General features: G+C 69.7%; 14 protein-coding genes and 1 pseudogene. 11 read left to right on the top strand and 4 right to left on the bottom strand.

Translation table 11 applies throughout. From position 1 onward, the window contains the following. The first annotated feature begins 2 nt into the window (after window positions 1-2). The 11 genes and pseudogenes from GPZ80_RS29230 to GPZ80_RS29185 all read left to right on the top strand — a co-directional run bounded on the left by GPZ80_RS29230 (window position 3) and on the right by GPZ80_RS29185 (window position 12,376). A complete protein-coding gene (locus tag GPZ80_RS29230; RefSeq protein ID WP_187224333.1) occupies window positions 3-1,133 on the top strand; it encodes a fatty acid desaturase family protein in 1,131 nt (376 codons plus the stop codon). 76 nt (window positions 1,134-1,209) lie between these two features. Then, window positions 1,210-2,532 carry an MBL fold metallo-hydrolase gene (locus GPZ80_RS29225; protein ID WP_187224332.1) on the top strand — a complete coding sequence of 441 codons (1,323 nt, stop codon included), beginning with the start codon at window positions 1,210-1,212 and terminating at the stop codon, window positions 2,530-2,532. Further along, on the top strand, window positions 2,529-3,506 hold the full coding sequence (locus GPZ80_RS29220; RefSeq protein ID WP_187224331.1) for a sulfite exporter TauE/SafE family protein: 978 nt from the start codon (window positions 2,529-2,531) through the stop codon (window positions 3,504-3,506). The genes GPZ80_RS29225 and GPZ80_RS29220 overlap by 4 nt, the downstream gene beginning before the upstream one ends. 34 nt (window positions 3,507-3,540) lie before the next feature. Continuing rightward, complete coding sequence (locus GPZ80_RS33515; RefSeq protein WP_281401518.1) at window positions 3,541-3,666, top strand: hypothetical protein; 126 nt, start codon at window positions 3,541-3,543, stop codon at window positions 3,664-3,666. 119 nt (window positions 3,667-3,785) lie between these two features. Next, the gene (locus tag GPZ80_RS29215) at window positions 3,786-4,598 is read left to right on the top strand and encodes an alpha/beta hydrolase (RefSeq protein WP_187224330.1); all 813 of its coding nucleotides are present in this window, start codon (window positions 3,786-3,788) and stop codon (window positions 4,596-4,598) included. 16 nt (window positions 4,599-4,614) lie between these two features. Further along, on the top strand, window positions 4,615-5,856 hold the full coding sequence (locus tag GPZ80_RS29210) for an esterase/lipase family protein (protein WP_187224329.1): 1,242 nt from the start codon (window positions 4,615-4,617) through the stop codon (window positions 5,854-5,856). Window positions 5,857-5,866: 10 nt separating this feature from the next. Continuing rightward, window positions 5,867-6,913: an alpha/beta fold hydrolase gene (locus tag GPZ80_RS29205; protein ID WP_187224328.1), complete on the top strand. Its 1,047-nt coding sequence runs from the start codon at window positions 5,867-5,869 to the stop codon at window positions 6,911-6,913. 129 nt (window positions 6,914-7,042) lie between these two features. After that, window positions 7,043-8,275 (top strand): glycosyltransferase, encoded by a 1,233-nt coding sequence (locus GPZ80_RS29200; RefSeq protein ID WP_187224327.1) that lies wholly within the window; start codon window positions 7,043-7,045, stop codon window positions 8,273-8,275. A gap of 121 nt (window positions 8,276-8,396) precedes the next feature. Continuing rightward, window positions 8,397-10,604 (top strand): RNA polymerase recycling motor ATPase HelR, encoded by a 2,208-nt coding sequence (gene helR, locus GPZ80_RS29195; RefSeq protein WP_187224326.1) that lies wholly within the window; start codon window positions 8,397-8,399, stop codon window positions 10,602-10,604. A gap of 227 nt (window positions 10,605-10,831) precedes the next feature. Next, a pseudogene (locus tag GPZ80_RS33080) lies at window positions 10,832-11,290 on the top strand (hypothetical protein); the annotation flags it as partial. 87 nt (window positions 11,291-11,377) lie between these two features. Next, window positions 11,378-12,376, top strand: coding sequence for a DUF2382 domain-containing protein (locus GPZ80_RS29185; RefSeq protein ID WP_187224325.1), 999 nt, complete (start codon window positions 11,378-11,380; stop codon window positions 12,374-12,376). A 63-nt stretch (window positions 12,377-12,439) separates the two neighbouring features. Here the strand turns inward: GPZ80_RS29185 and GPZ80_RS29180 are convergent, their stop codons facing one another. From GPZ80_RS29180 to GPZ80_RS29165, 4 genes are all read right to left on the bottom strand, one after another. Next, entirely contained in the window at window positions 12,440-13,903 is a 1,464-nt protein-coding gene (locus GPZ80_RS29180) for a multicopper oxidase family protein (RefSeq protein ID WP_187224324.1), read from the bottom strand. A 381-nt stretch (window positions 13,904-14,284) separates the two neighbouring features. Continuing rightward, window positions 14,285-14,689 (bottom strand): arsenate reductase ArsC, encoded by a 405-nt coding sequence (locus GPZ80_RS29175; protein WP_187224323.1) that lies wholly within the window; start codon window positions 14,687-14,689, stop codon window positions 14,285-14,287. Continuing rightward, a complete protein-coding gene (locus tag GPZ80_RS29170; protein WP_187224322.1) occupies window positions 14,686-15,330 on the bottom strand; it encodes an arsenate reductase ArsC in 645 nt (214 codons plus the stop codon). The genes GPZ80_RS29175 and GPZ80_RS29170 overlap by 4 nt, the downstream gene beginning before the upstream one ends. Next, the gene (locus GPZ80_RS29165; RefSeq protein ID WP_222720035.1) at window positions 15,330-15,998 is read right to left on the bottom strand and encodes an aquaporin; all 669 of its coding nucleotides are present in this window, start codon (window positions 15,996-15,998) and stop codon (window positions 15,330-15,332) included. The genes GPZ80_RS29170 and GPZ80_RS29165 overlap by 1 nt, the downstream gene beginning before the upstream one ends. Between the last annotated feature and the right edge of the window lie 54 nt (window positions 15,999-16,052).

The following is a 16,052-nucleotide window of genomic DNA, read 5'->3' as shown; positions in this document are numbered from 1 at the left end:
CCATGACCGCACTCACGGCTACCAGCCGCGGCCCCGTCGAACACCTGAGCGCCGAGGACATCGAGCTGCTCGGCAAGGAACTCGACGCCATCCGCCAGCAGATCCTCGACTCGCGCGGCGAGCGGGACGCGGCATACATCCGCAAGGTGATCGACGCCCAGCGCAAGCTGGAGCTCACCAGCCGCGGCATCCTGCTGTTCTCCCTGTTCCCGCCCGCGTGGCTGGTCGGCACGGCCGGTCTCGGGATCGCGAAGATCCTGGAGAACATGGAGATCGGCCACAACATCATGCACGGCCAGTGGGACTGGATGCGTGACCCGAAGATCCACTCCACCACCTGGGAGTGGGACAACGCCTCGCCGTCGGCGCAGTGGAAGCACTCCCACAACGAGTTGCACCACACGTACACCAACGTCATCGGCAAGGACAACGACCTCGGCTACGGCATCATGCGCGTCGACGAGGACCAGAAGTGGCACCCGATCTACCTGGGCCAGCCGCTGTGGAACTTCGTCAACGCCTGCATCTTCGAGTACGGCATCGCGGCTTATGACCTGGAGCTGGGCAAGAACCTGCACAAGCGTCGCCGCAAGAACCCGGAGTTCCAGGCGCGGCTGAAGCAGGCGCTGAAGAAGATCCGCGGGCAGATGACCAAGGACTACGTCATCCACCCGTTGCTGTCGGGCCCGTCGGCGCTCACCACCCTGACGGCGAACCTCACCGCGAACCTGATCCGCAACCTGTGGACCCACTCGGTCATCATGTGCGGCCACTTCCCCGAGGGCGTGCAGACGTTCTCCAAGAAGTCCATCGACGGCGAGTCCCGCGGCGAGTGGTACCTGCGCCAGATGCTCGGCTCGGCCAACATCTCCGGCGGCCCGCTGATGCACCTGATGACGGGCAACCTGTCGTACCAGATCGAGCACCACCTGTTCCCGGACCTGCCGAGCAACCGGTACCAGGAGATCGCCCCGAAGGTGCAGGAACTGTTCGAGCGCTACGGCCTGACCTACGTCAGCGGCTCCCTGCCCAAGCAGGTCGCGTCCGCGTGGGGCAAGGTCATCCGCCTCTCGCTGCCCAACGACCTGCTGGACAAGCTGGGCAAGCTCACCAAGGCCGTCAAGCCGGCCTAAGCGAGCACGGCGCGACTTGTCCCCACGACCCGCGAACCCTTAGTGTCATTTGTACCGACATTTAAGGGGGCGCGGGTTGACCAGACTCGTCTTCCAGCAGTTCTACCTCGACTGCCTCTCGCACGCGTCCTACCTCATCGGCGACCGCCACACCGGTCGAGCCGTCGTGGTGGACCCCCAGCGGGACATCGGCGGCTACCTCGAAGCCGCGAAGGGCCTGCGGATCGAGCGGGTGATCGAGACCCACGTGCACGCCGACTTCCTCTCGGGGCACCTGGAACTCGCCGAGGCCACGGGCGCACGGATCTCGTACGGCTCGGCGGCCCAGGTCGACTTCCCGATCGAGCCGCTCGACGACGGCACGCGGCTCTCGCTCGGCGAGGTCGACCTCGAGATCATGCACACGCCCGGGCACACCCCCGAGTCGATCTGCGTCGTCATCCGCGAACATCCGGACGAGCCGCCCTACGGCGTGCTGACCGGCGACACGCTGTTCATCGGCGACGTCGGCCGACCCGACTTGCTCGGCGCCAACGGGTGGTCGGCCGAGGACCTGGCCCGCGCCCTCTTCCGCTCGACCCGCGAACGCCTGCTCACGCTGCCCGACGCGACCCTGGTGTTCCCCGCGCACGGCGCGGGCTCGGCGTGCGGGAAGAGCCTGTCGTCCGAGACGAGCAGCACCATCGGCGTGCAGCGGGCGACGAACTACGCGCTGGCGCCGATGTCGGAGGACGAGTTCGTCCACGCCGTGTGCGACGGCCAGTCCATCGCGCCCATGTACTTCGCGTTCGCGTCGCACCGCAACCGGGAGAACCGGCCCACGTTCGACGAGAACCTGCCGGTCCCCGTCGTCGACAGCCTCGACGGCGTCACCGTGCTCGACACCCGCGACCCGGACGCCTTCGCCCGCGGTCATGTGGCGGGCGCGATCAACGTCGGCCTCGACGGCCGGTTCGCCGATCTGACCGGCCAGGTCCTGCGTTTCGACGCGCCGATCGTGCTGGTGTGCGAGCCGGGTCGCGCCGAGGAGGCCCGCAACCGGCTGGCCCGCATCGGGTTCGACCGCGTCCTGGGCCGATGGGACCAGCCTGGCGACGTGACCACCCGGCGGCTGAACCCGGAGGAAGTCGAACGCACCACCGCGCGCGTTCTCGACGTGCGCGCGGCCGGTGAGGTCGAGTCGGCGGGCGCCATCCCGGGCGCGCTGCACATCCCCCTTCCCGAACTGCTCAACCGGCTCGACGAACTCGACCCCGCCGAGCGCACCGTCGTCTACTGCGCGGGCGGTTTCCGCTCGTCGGTCGCCGCGTCGGTGTTGCGAGCCAACGGCTTCACCGACGTGGCGGACCTGGCGGGCGGCTACAACGCCTGGCAGGAGGCCCGAGTGGAGACGGTGTGAACACGGTGCTGCTCGCGTTGACCGCCGGCGCGGTCATCGGGATCGCGCTGGGCGCGCTGGGCGGCGGCGGCGGGGTGCTGGGCGTGCCGGTGCTGATCTACCTGCTCGGCCTGGACCCGGCCAGCGCGGCCACCGCCAGCCTGCTGGTCGTCTCGGTGACGTCGGTGACGGCCCTGGTCCGGCACGCGCACAACGTGCGCTGGCGCACGGGCGCGGTGTTCGCCGCCGCGGGCCTGCTCCCGGCGATCGGGGCGGCGACACTGGCCGAACAACTCCCCCGGTCGGTGCTGACCGGCACCTTCGCCATGGTCGCCGCCGCCGCGGCCTTCGCCCTCGTCCGCAAGGTCGCCGACGACGAGACCCCCGCACTGCTCGGAGGGGTCAGCCTGAAGGCGACCAAGGAAACCCACAGCAGGACAAACCCGGAGTCCGCCCCACGCTCGACCGAAAGCCACACCGCCGACATGGTCGGCGGCAACCCGATCATGGGTCCCCTCGGCGGTGCGGACAATACGAGTGGCGCAGACTCCCGTCCAGGCGGTGGCAGTCCGATCACCACCACGACAACCACCATCGGGCAGCGACCGCGCGCAGGCATCGGGCGGGCCATGGCCTCCGGCGGTGGGCTGGGTGCGATCACCGGGCTGCTTGGCGTCGGCGGCGGATTCCTCGCCGTCCCCACGCTGGTCACGGTCATGCGGCTGCGGATGCGCGCGGCCGTCGCCACCAGCCTGTTCGTCATCGCCGTCAACTCCGCCGCCGCGCTGGCGACCCGGCTGGGCACCACCGCGCCCGACCTGAACTGGGCCGTGCTCGGCCCGTTCGCGGGCGCCGCCCTCCTCGGCGCGTGGGATGGCAAACGCTTGTCCGCCAAGGTGTCCGAGACGACCCTGCGCAGGCTGTTCGCGGTCCTGCTGTTCGGTGTCGCGGCGTTCATGCTGGTCGACTCGGTGATCAGGCACGTCGCTCGATAACGCCGTGTTCAGGCGGTCGCGTGCGGTGACTCCCGTGGTTCTGCGCGCCGGCGGTCTGGCGCTCCGCGTCGTTCGCCGCCGTCCTGTCACCGGCCTGGTGATCAGCAGCGGGCTGGCACCACTCGGCCCGGAGTCGGCCAATGTCATCAACGGCATGTGAGGGTCCGCCACACCCACCTGATCATCATGTCGGTCCGCCACATTGACCGCGAGGCCGACCGGAGGCAGGGTTCGCCTACCGGACCACGCCGTGGTGGGCCCGCCGCCTCGGGAGGTCGTATGCCGAAGCTGTCCCGAGTGCCCGTGCCGGGCGGCGACCTGACCGTGGCGACCTGGGGCGAGGGCAGCCGCCCGGTCCTCGCGATCCACGGCATCACCGCGTCGCACCTGGCGTGGGCCGAGGTGGCCCGGCTGCACCAGGGCCGGATCATCGCGCCGGACCTGCGCGGCCGGGGTGGCAGCGCCTGCCTGTCCGGCCCGTTCGGGATGGCCGCGCACGCCGAGGACTGCGTCGCCGTGCTGGACGCGCTGGGCATCGAGCGGGCCACCGTTGTCGGCCACTCGATGGGCGGGTTCGTCGCGGCCACCCTTGCCCACCGACACCCGTCGCGGGTGCACGACCTGGTCCTCGTCGACGGCGGCGCTCCCCTGCCCGAGGGTGAGGTGGACACCGAGGCCCAACTGGGTCCGGCGATCCACCGGCTGTCGATGCGGTTCGCCTCGGTCGAGGAGTATCGCGACTTCTGGCGCGGGCACCCGGCCTTCGCCGAGTGGTCCCCCGCCATCGAGTCCTATGTGGACTACGATCTGACCGGTACACCCCCGAACCTGCGCAGCCGGGTGAACGCCGACGCCGTGCGGGCGGATTTCCTTGACCTGCACACAAGATCCACCGCTTTCGACGCCGTCCCGGCGGGCACCGTGTTCCTGCGGGCCGAGCGCGGCCTGCTCGACGAGCCCGTCCCGCTCTACCCGCACCCCGAGGAGTTCGCCGACCGCGTGCGCGTCCGGACGATCCCCGGCACCAACCACTACACGATCCTGTTCGGTGCGGACGGCGCCCACGCCGTCGCCGCCGAACTCGTCCCCTGACACCCGGAGACCATTGATGCGCGCGATCCTCGCTGTCACGGCCTTGGTCGCGGTGCTCACCCCAGTGCGCACCGCCGCCGCCGATCCCTTGTACCTGACCAAAGAAGCCACCTTCACCACCGTCGCCAACGGCTGGGAGAAGGTCGACCGCTACCGCGACGGCACCGCGGGCTTCGTCGACGAGCAGTACCCGCCGGACGGGCGCGGCGACCAGGACGGGCAGCGCAAGACGTTCTTCGGCGGTGTCGCCTGGCCGTCATCGAGCCGGTTCCTGCTCTATTCGGCACCCGGATGGTCGACCGGGGCGAAGACCACACCGGTGCTGCTTGTCCACGGCGCCAACGACAACCCGGATCGCGCGTGGGCCAATCCAAACGAGTCCGGCGGCTTCGGCTGCGGCTCGATGACCTGCCCGTCGACCGGGATGATGCAGCACCTGCGCGCGCAGGGGCACCGGGTGTTCGCGATCGGCTTCGCGCACAAGCAGGGCGACAACCGCCAGCACGCGCAGCAGGTCGGCGACGCGATCGCGGTGATCAAGTCGCGGCTCGGCGTGGCCAAGGTCGACGTGGTCGGCTGGAGCAAGGGCATGATGTCGGCCCGCATGTACGTCTCGTCCGTGCGTCCCTCCTGGGGCCGGGTCTACGCGGGCGACGTGCGCAGGCTGGTCACCCTCGGCGGCCCGAACGGCGGCTACGACTACCCCTTCGCCCACGGTTGGGCGCATGACTTCTCCATCTGGCCCGAATGCGGCGGGAAGGTCAACGCGCCGAGCCCGCACACCCGGATGACCTGCTACGGGCAGTACACCTACCACCCGGAGCTGTCGATCACACCGACCGCGGGCTGGGACGCCTATCCCGGGCAGCGGCAGATGCTCAAGCGCTGGGACGGCGCCTACGGGGTGAACACGTCCACACAGGACTGGTACACGACCTACTACGGCGGGCAAGGCGTGTACACCGCGGGTCCCGGCATCCAGGCCGCGGTCGACGCGGGGTCGCTGATCGCGGCCATTCAGGACTCGCCCACCCCGAGCGCGGTCCCGGTGTACCTGCTGGCGGGCGGCGCGGCGAACATCGCGGGCATCTGGAACGAGACCCGCGGCCCGAGTGACGGCGTCGTGTTCATCGCCAGCGCCCTGGACACCACGGGTGTCACGACGGTCGGCGCCACCACGACCGTGAGTTCGGCCAACCACCTCCAGCTCGGCTGGGCGTCGGCGACGATGTCCCAGGTCGCGACCTGGCTGTCCTGAAAGGACCGACATGCTGCTCGACGGAATCACCGCGCGCCGGGTCGCCACCGACCGGCTGACCGTGAACGTGCTCGAACGTCCCGACCGCGACGGCGACCCCGTGGTGTTCGTGCACGGCAACGTCTCATCAAGCCTGTTCTGGCAGACCACGATGCTGGACCTGCCCGCGCACCTGCGGCCGATCGCCGTCGACCTGCGCGGCTTTGGCGACACCGACCCGGAGCCGGTCGACGCCACCCGGGGGCTGAGTGACTACGCCGACGACGTGCTCGCCCTGCTCTCGGCGCTGGGGATCGACTCGGCGCACCTGGTGGGCTGGAGCATGGGCGGCGGCGTGGCGATGCGGATGCTGCGCGACCGGCCCACCGCCGTCCGCACGCTCACGCTCGTCAACCCGGTGTCACCCTTCGGTTTCGGCGCGACCAAGGGAGCCGACGGCGAACTCACCGACGCGGGCGGTGTCGGCTCCGGCGCGGGCGGGGCGAACCCGGAGTTCGTTCGGCGCCTGACCGAGGGCGACACGTCCGCGGACTCCCCCTTCTCGCCTCGGCAGATCCTGCGGAACTTCTACGTGAAGCCGATGTTCGAACCCGATCACACCGACATCTATGTGGCGTCGATGCTGTCCACCCGAACCGGCAAGGATCACTACCCCGGCGACGCGGCCGCCGCCGAGGCGTGGCCGGGCGCGGGCCCCGGCACCCGTGGCGTGCTGAACGCCATGGCGCCGCATCACTTCCGGATCGACGACCTGCACACCGTCACCCCGAAACCACCGATCCTGTGGGTGCGCGGAGCCGACGACCAGATCGTGTCGGACACGTCGATGTTCGATCTCGCCTACCTCGGCGCGCTGGGCGCGGTGCCGGGGTGGCCGGGCGAGGAGACGCACCCACCGCAGCCGATGGTCACCCAGACCCGGGCGGTGCTGGACCGGTACTCGGCCGACGGCGGAACGTACGAGGAGGTCGTCATCGCGGACTGCGGGCACAGCCCGCACCTGGAAAAGCCCGTCGAGTTCGCGGCGGCACTGGAGGCGATCCTCACCAAGGGCTGATAGCGGAGAAAGGCGCAACCACTTCCTTCCACTTCAACTTATAACGCATCGGGGGGCTTGCGGCAAGCCCCCGGTCGTGCCGCAGAATTCCCAGCCTTGGCTGAGATCTGCGGAAATGAGAGTGGCGGAATGCGTGTTTTGTTGTCGGGGTACGACTCGCGTGGGGGCATCGAGCCGCTGGTGGCTCTCGCGGTGCGGGTGCGGGAACTCGGCGCGGAGGTGCGGGTGTGCGCGCCGCCGGACTTCGCGGAGCGGTTCGCCGCTGTCGGCGTGTCGTTTGTGCCGGTCGGCCAGTCGCTGCGCGCGATGGTGAACGCGCCGACGCCGCCGACGGCGGGCGGCCTGCCCCGGCGCGCGGCGGCGGTGGTCGCCGCGCAGTTCGACACGGTCACCGAGGCGGCGCGGGGATGCGACGTGCTGGTGGCGAGTGGAGTGATGCCCGCAGTGGCGGCGGCACGGTCGGTGGCCGAACTGCTGGGCATCCACTACGTGTACGCGAGCTTCCAGCAGCTCACCCTGCCGTCGCCGCACCACGCGCCGCTGGCGTACCCGGGCTACCCGTTCCCTGAGGGGGAGACGGACAGTCAGGTGCTGTGGGACCACGACGCGTGGAGCATCCAGGCGTTGTTCGGCGCGGCGCTCAACACCCACCGGGCGGCGCACGGCCTCTCACCGGTGGACAACCTCCGCGACTACGTCATCACCGACCGCCCGTGGCTGGCGACGGACCCGGCCCTGGACCCGTGGCTGACGCCCGCGGACCTCGAAGTCGTGCAGACCGGCGCGTGGACGCTGCCGGACGTGCGGCCACTCCCGGCTGACCTGGAGGCGTTCCTGAACGCCGGCGCGTCGCCGGTGTACGTGGGTTTCGGCAGCATGCCCATGCGCGGCTCCGACATCGCCCTGGCGGCCATCGCGGCGGTGCGCGCGCAGGGCCGCCGCGTGCTCGTCTCGCGCGGGTGGGCCGACCTGGGGCTGATCGACGACCAGGACGACTGCTTCGGTGTCGGCGAGGTCAACCACCAGGCGCTGTTCCGGCGGGTGGCCGCGGTCGTGCACCACGGCGGCGCGGGCACGACGACGACGGCCACTCGGGCGGGTGCGCCACAGGTCGTTGTGCCGCAGATGGGAGACCAGCCGTACTGGGCGAGTCGGGTGGCCGACCTGGGCATCGGCGCGGCGCACGACGGGCCGATGTTCACCACCGAGTCGCTGTCGACCGCACTCCGGACGGCACTGACCCCGGAGACCCGCGCGCAGGCGACCGCTGTGGCCGGCTGGATCGGCTCCGATGGGGCGATCGCGGCGGCGGCGCTGCTGCTTGACATGGCGAGCCGAGAACGGCCGCCCGTGCCCGCGTGAATGCTTTGTGTTTCACGACGGGGCTTGACAAAAGGTGGACAATTAAAAATCGGCGTGCCCTCCATAAACTAATGGAGAACCCGCCTTATCTAATTTCCAGATTAGCCGCAGTGAGGGGCATGTGTCAACTCAGGGATACGAAGACGAATTGCGGTCCGAGCGAAGCTATGTGGCCGGGCTCTACACGCGGCTCGACGCCGAGCGCGCACGGGTGCGGGGTGCCTACACCGCGGCGCTTCGGGGAACCGGCGGCACACCCATGGAACGCGACGCCGAGGTGCGCGCCTTGGCCAAGGAGGGAAAGCGGCTCGACGTGGCGGACAACGGGCTGTGTTTCGGCCGGTTGGACAGCCTAGCCGGCGAGCGTTCCTACATCGGCCGGATCGGTCTCTTCGACGAGGAGGACGAGTACGAACCCGCGCTGCTCGACTGGCGGGCCCCGGCGTCGCGCGCGTTCTACGTCGCCACCGGCGCGAACCCGGAGAACACGCGTCGGCGGCGCCAGTTCCACACCCGCGGGCGCCACGTCGCCGACTTCACCGACGAGGTGCTCGGCCGTCCCACTGGTGAAACGCAGGGGGACGCGGCGCTACTCGCGGCGGTCGACGCGCCGCGCGGCGAGGGCATGCGCGACATCGTGGCGACGATCCAGGCCGAACAGGACCAGATCATCCGGCTCGACCACCCGGGTGTGCTGGTGATCGAGGGCGGCCCGGGCACGGGCAAGACCGTGGTGGCGCTGCACCGGGTCGCGTATCTGCTCTACACCCAGCGGGAGCGGATGGAACGCCATGGCGTGCTCGTGGTCGGCCCCAACCCGGCGTTCCTGAACCACATCGGCCGAGTCCTGCCCTCGCTGGGCGAGTCCGACGTGGTGTTCATGACCCCCGGTGACCTTGTGCCGGGTCTGCGCGTCACCGCCGAGGACACGCCGGAAGCCGCGCGGCTCAAGGGATCAGTGAAGATCCTCGACGTGCTCGCGGCGGCTGTCGCCGACCGGCAGCGGCTGCCGGAGGAGCCGCTGCAGATCCAGCTGAAGGACGTCCCGGTGCGGATCGACGCCGCGACCGCGGAGTGGGCAAGGGATGAGGCGCGGGCGAGCGGGCAGCCGCACAACGAGGCCCGCGCGGTGTTCACCGAGATCATCACGTACGTGCTGACCGAGCGGGCGATCGCCCGGATCGGGCGGGGCTGGCTGAGCCGGGCGGACCGCGAAGCGTGGGAGGAGATGCGGGCGGACCTGCTCAAGGAACTGGCCGAGGACGAGCAGTTCGCCGCGGCGCTCGACGCGCTCTGGCCGATCCTGACGCCGGAGACCGTGCTGGCCCCGCTGTACACCTCACCCGAGCGGCTGCGCGCGGCGGGCGCCGACCAGGCACTGCTGCGGGCCGACGGCGAGGCGTGGACGGTGTCGGACGTGCCGCTGCTCGACGAGTTGGTCGACCTGTTGGGCCGCGACAAGGCGGCGGACAGGGCTGTTTCGCTTGCCGCGGAACGGGAGCGCAAGGCCGAGGCCGAGTACGCCGCGGGCGTCATGGACATCCTGGTCGACCGCCAGGACTCGATGGACGACGAGGACCACCTCTACGCGACGGACCTGCTCTACGGCGAGGACCTGGCAGACCGTTTCGTCGAACACGACACCCGCGACCTCGTCGAACGCGCCGCCGCGGACCGGGACTGGACCTACCGCCACGTCGTGGTCGACGAGGCGCAGGAGCTGTCCGAGATGGACTGGCGGGTGCTGATGCGGCGCTGCCCGGGCCGGTCCTTCACCGTGGTCGGCGATCTTGCCCAACGCCGGTCACCCGCCGGCGCGACGTCGTGGGACGCGGTGCTGGAGCCATACGTCCCCGGCCGGTGGGTATACCGGCCGCTGACGGTGAACTACCGCACCCCGGCGGAGATCATGACCGTCGCGGCGGCGGTGCTCGCCGGGTTCGCCCCCGATGTCCGCCCCCCGGAGTCAGTCCGCGCGTGCGGTGTCCGGCCGTGGTCCAGGCGGGTCGCGTCGGAGGAAGTGGCGGCGGCAATCGAGGACTTCGTCCGGGATGAAGCGGGCCGTGAGGGCACCAGCGTGGTGATCGGGCCACCGGGGGTGCCTGGCACGGTGCCCGCATCGGAGACCAAGGGCCTGGAGTTCGACGCGGTGCTGGTGGTGGACCCCGAGCGGATCCTCACCTCCGGCCCTCGCGGCGCGGCGGAACTGTACGTCGCCCTCACCCGCGCCACCCAACGCCTCGGTGTGCTGCACCAGGGCCCATTGCCACAGGCCCTGACCGGCCTCGCCGAGTTGGGAACACCTGCTCAGGCCGGACACCCCCGATAACCCCGGTGGCGGCCTGCCCGAGTAAGGACCGGCCGCCACCCACATTCGACCAGCCCACCGACCGAACTGGCCGCGTCACTCCCCCGCACGCCGGCCGAAACAACCGGCCAATCGCTACTGTCGGCGGATGGCCACCTGGGAGGACGTCCGCCGACTGGCTCTAGTGGCCCGAGACCACCGAGCAGTCCTCCCAAGACACAGTCCAGTGGCGGGTCAAAGACAAGGGCTTCGTCTGGGAGCGTCCGTTGCGCCGCGCCGATCTGGCAGCGCTCGGGGATGACGCGCCGGACGGGCCGGTGTTGGGCGCGTCCGTGGCTGATGTCGGGGTGAAGGCCGCCTTGATCGCGGACGACCCCGACGTCTTCTTCACCACTCCCCACTTCGACGGTTACGCCGCCGTCCTCGTGCGACTCGACAAGATCACCGTCGACGAACTCGAGGAGCTGACGGTCGAGGCCTGGCTCGCCAAAGCACCCAAGGCCTCGCCGCGGAATACCGTTCCCGCTGACCCGCACGAATCCGCACGACCCGACTGGGGAATATCCGCACCGTATCGCGCGGTACCCGATCGAGGGAGGTCGAATTCTACTGCGAGTGTCCGTTCGCGGCCGATTCCGCACACCCGAAGTTTACTCCATCAGATTTGCCGAAATTCACCCTTGATCATTCCACGCTCTGTGTCGTAGTGAATTATTCAAGCACTTCAGCGCCCCTGTGCGAGGTTGCAGGACCACCATCACCGGGTAACTGTGATTCACAGGAGGTGGTACCTGATGACAATCTCCATGAAACCGCAAGATCTGATCGGACACGATGTGTTCGACCCGGAAGGCGAACGCATCGGGCAAGTGGAATCCGTTTATATCGGCGAGCAGTCGCACGAACCGGAATGGGTGACCGTGCGGACCGGGCTGTTCGGCACACGTGAGTCTTTCGTTCCGCTGAGCGGGGCCCACGAGGAGTCCGACGGCCTGCGTGTAGGGGTCACGAAGGGCCTGGTGAAGGACGCCCCGCACATCGACTCCGGGCGCACCCTCACCGAGCAGGAAGGCATGGACCTGCGCCGCCACTACGGCCTGCCCATGCAGCGCGGTTCGACAGGTCCGGTCTCGCGGCCCGGCGGGCAGCAGCCCGGCCAGACGGTGACCGGCACCGGCATGACCGACCCGACCATGACCCAGGACGGCATGGCCGGACGGCCCACCGGCAAGCACGGCACCGACCGGTCCGCGATGGGCATGGCGGGCACCGCGCCGCCCGGAGGCATGTCGAACCCGACCACGGCCGACCCGCGTCTCGCCGGGACCGACCCGCGCCTGGCGGATCGGGCGACGGGTGAGCGGCAGGGCCGCACCGCCGATCCCGCACAGGCCCGGGACGACACACAGACGGTGATCCGCTCGGAGGAGCGGCTCAAGGTCGGCAAGGAGAACGTCGAGGCCGGGCATGTGCGCCTGCGCAAGCACGTCGAGACGGAAAAACAGCAGGTCACCGTGCCGCTGAGCCACGAGGAAGTCCGGATCGAACGTGAGCCGATCACCGAGGCCGACGCGGCCAAGCTGACCGGTCAGACCGGCGACCTGGCCGACTCCGAGATCGAGATGACGCTCTACGAGGAGCGTCCGGTGGTCAGCAAGGAGCGGGTCGCGGTCGAGAAGCTGCGCATCAGCAAGGAACAGGTCACCGAGGAACGGACGATCACCGACGAGATCCACAAGGAGAAGTTCGACGTCGTCGACGATCGCCAGACGGGTGGCAAGCCCAAGCGCTGACCTCAGCGTGGGATCTCTGTCCACGTCGGGTCCGGTCCACTACGGACCGGACCCGACGGACGCTCAGGGGACGATCTCCATCTGCGCCATCATGCCCAGCGACGAGTGCTCCATGTAGTGGCAGTGGTACATGTACTTGCCGAGGAACTCGCTGTCGAAGTGCGCCTGCACCCGGACCGTCTCCCCCGGCGCGACGAACACAGTGTCCTTGCGGCCCGCGTCGTCGAGTGTGGGCGGCTTGCCGTCGCGGTCCAGGACCGTGAACTGCACCAGGTGCATGTGGAAGGTGTGCGTGATGCCGAATTCGGTGTCGCCGTTGTAGAGGCTCCAGATCTCCGAGGCGCCGCGCTTGATCCGCATGTCCACCCGGTTGTGGTCGAACGGCTTGCCGTCCATCAGTCCCAGCGGAACCTCGCTGCTCAGGTCGAACGTCATCGACACGTGCCGGTCGACCGTCGCGGGCGGCATGACGGGAAGAGCGCGCAGCGTGTCGGGGACCCGGCTGTTGTCGAACGCCTCGCGGGTCACGTCGAAGCGCATCACCGGGCCGCGCGGGTCGTTCAGGACCAGCTTGGCGCCGAGCGGGTACCGGGCGAAGTCGATCACGATGTCCATCCGCTCGGCGGACCCGAGGGTGATCTCGGTGCGCTGGATCGGGGCTGGCAGCAGGCCGCCGTCCGACCCGATCTGGATCATCTCGGCACCGCCGAGGTCCAATTGGAACACTCGCTCCGTGGCCGCGTTCGCGAACCGGAACCGGTACTTGCGCCTGGCGACCGGGTAGTGCGGGACCGGCTTGCCGTTGACCAGGGTGACGTCGCGCTCGCCGGGGTGCACGCCCCAGACAAAGGCGCCGGTGTCGTCGAACTGGGCGTCGCGCAAGGTGATCGGCACGTCGTAGCGGCCGCAGGGCAGGCCGAGGTGGTTCTCGCCCGGGTCGTCGATCACGTAGAGCCCGTGCAGGCCGCGGTAGACGTGTTCGGCCTCGGTGCCGTGGCTGTGGTCGTGATACCAGAGGGTCGCGCCCTGCTGGGTGTTCGGGTACTCGTAGACCCGCCCCGCGGAGCTGGGGATGAGATCCGTGGGGTAGCCGTCGTTGGCCGCGGAGACGTGCCCGCCGTGCAGGTGGACGTTGACGTCCTGCGGGAGCTGGTTGCGCAGGTTGAGCTTGACCCGTCGGCCCGCCCGCGCCCGGATCGTCGGGCCGGGGAAGTCGCCGCCGTAGGTCAGCACGGGCGTCTGGTAGCCCGGCAGGATCTCGATTGTCTTGGCCCGCACGGAAAGCTGGTAGATGTCGGTGTCCGACGTCCGGGTGACCGGCGCCAGGACCCTGGACTCCGGCATCCGCGCGGCGAACGGGGTGAACGCGGGCGAGGTCATCCCGGTCCGTGCGGCCCGCGGTCCGGCGTTGCGGCCGGGCCCGTGGTGTCCCACCCCCGGCGCGGCGTTGCCGATCCACATCGGCGAGACGAGCAGCGTGGCGCCCGCGGCGCCTCCGATGCCCAGCAGCTTTCGTCGGTCCAGCATCCGCTCCCCCTTGTCGACGCGGATTCCGTTGCCATGACAAGGAAATCCAGCGAAGCACGACGTTCCTGACGACGGAATTCCCGTCGGAGGAGATCGTTTCATTCGCCGACAATGGGCGTCTTCTTCAGCTGTGCTCGGGAAATCGTGAGTAATTCAGGAATTCCCATGATGAGATCACGCTGTCGCCGCGGTGCGTACACGCGGCAAGCTGGTCGCGCCGTGACGCCCAGCCCCAGAGGGCACCCAACCCCACCCCGCGAGTCGCCCCTCCCGGCAACAAGTCGCCCCTCCAGGCGAACGAGTTCGACATTCGCCGGACACGAATGTCGAACTCACCTGCCGGAGGGGGCGACTCGGTTGCTGGACGGGGCGACTCGCGGGTCAGGTGTCGAGGAGTTCGGCGAGGAGGCCGCGGACGCGGCGGTCGATGTCGTCGCGGATGGGGCGGACGGCGTCGATGCCCTGGCCCGCCGGGTCGTCGAGCTGCCAGTCGAGGTAGCGCTTGCCGGGGAACACCGGGCACGTGTCGCCACAGCCCATGGTGATCACCACGTCCGACGCCTCGACGTCCTCAGTGGACAGCTTGGACGGTATCTCGGCGGTGATGTCGAGACCCCACTCGGCCACCGCGGCCGCCGCCGCCGGATTGACCTTCTCGGCGGGCGCGGACCCCGCCGAGCGCACCGCGACCCGTCCCATCGCGTAGTGCGTGAGCAGCGCGGCGGCCATCTGGGAGCGGCCCGCGTTGTGCACGCAGACGAACAGCACTTCGGGGATGGCGGTCATGAGTCAGTGCCTCCGGTGAGGTCGTCGAGGAGTTGTCGGACACGGTTGTCGAGGTCGTCGCGAATCTGACGCACGACGGCGAGTGGCTGCCCGGCCGGGTCAGGCACATCCCAGTCGAGGTAGCTCTTTCCCGGGTACACCGGGCAGGTGTCGCCGCAGCCCATCGACACCACGACATCGGCGGCGTTCACGACCTCGTCGGTCAGCGGCTTCGGGAACGCCTCGTGGAGGTCGATGCCGATCTCGGCCAGCGACTCGACACAGGTAGGGTCGAGCAGCCCGGTCGGCGCCGATCCGGCCGAGCGGACCGATACCCGGCCGAGCGCGTGTCTGCGCAGCAGCGCGGCGGCCATCTGGGAGCGGCCCGCGTTGTGCACGCACAGGAACAGCACCTGCGGCACCGAACCGGCCCCGAGGCCCTCGGCGTACGCGGCAAGCCGGTCTTTGGCGAAGTGCGAGGTGAGGGCGACGAGGTGGTGGCGGACGGTCGCGTGCGCCGCGAGCAGGTCGTAGGACTCCCACACGAATCGCGAGACGGTGTCGCGGTCGAAGATCCCGGTGTAGCGATCGGTCAGTTCATCGGTGATCCGGCCGAGTTCGCGCCGGACCTCCTCCGCTGCTGGTTCGGGAATCCCGCTCATCAGGTGTCCTTACCAAGCAACAGGGCCGCCAGGCCGACCCCGATCACCGCGCCGACCAGCTGGGCGGCGACGAACGCGGGCACCGACGCCGGGTCGATCCCCGCGAAGGACCCCGTCAGCGCCCGGCCGACGGTGACGGCGGGATTCGCGAAGGACGTCGACGAGGTGAAGAAGTAGGCGCCGAGGATCCAGGCCGGGACCATGACGGCGGCGAGCGGCCCACGGCCGGTGCGGACCAGCATCGCGATCACCAGCAGCAGGCCCGCCGTGGCGACCACCTCGCCGATCAGCTGGCCGAAGCCGCCGCGCGTCTTGCCGGTCCACTGCACCAGGGGCTGCTCGAACATCGCGTGCGCCAGGATCGTGCCCAGGCACCCGCCGAACAGCTGCGAGCCGATGTAGGCCGATGCCGCCGACCAGGTGATCCGGCCGGTGATCGCGTCGGCGAGGGTGACCGCCGGGTTGAAGTGGGCGCCGGAGACCGCCCCCATCAGCGCGATCAGCACGCCCAGGACCGCGACGGTCGCGAAGGCGTTGCAGAGCAGCTGTAGCAGCACCTGGTCGGGCGCGAGGACCTGACCCATGATCCCGGAGCCGACCACGGCCGCGACGAGAACGCCCGTGCCGACGGTCTCGGCCGCGATTCGCCGCCCAAGGGGAATCGCCACTGACTCCTGTACCGCCGTCACCACATGCCGCTCCCGAGCCAGATTTATCAGTGT

The sequence above is a fragment of the Actinokineospora xionganensis genome (genome assembly GCF_014323725.1).
Lineage (GTDB): Bacteria > Actinomycetota > Actinomycetes > Mycobacteriales > Pseudonocardiaceae > Actinokineospora > Actinokineospora xionganensis.
This window is presented reverse-complemented; position numbering and strand designations above follow the sequence as displayed.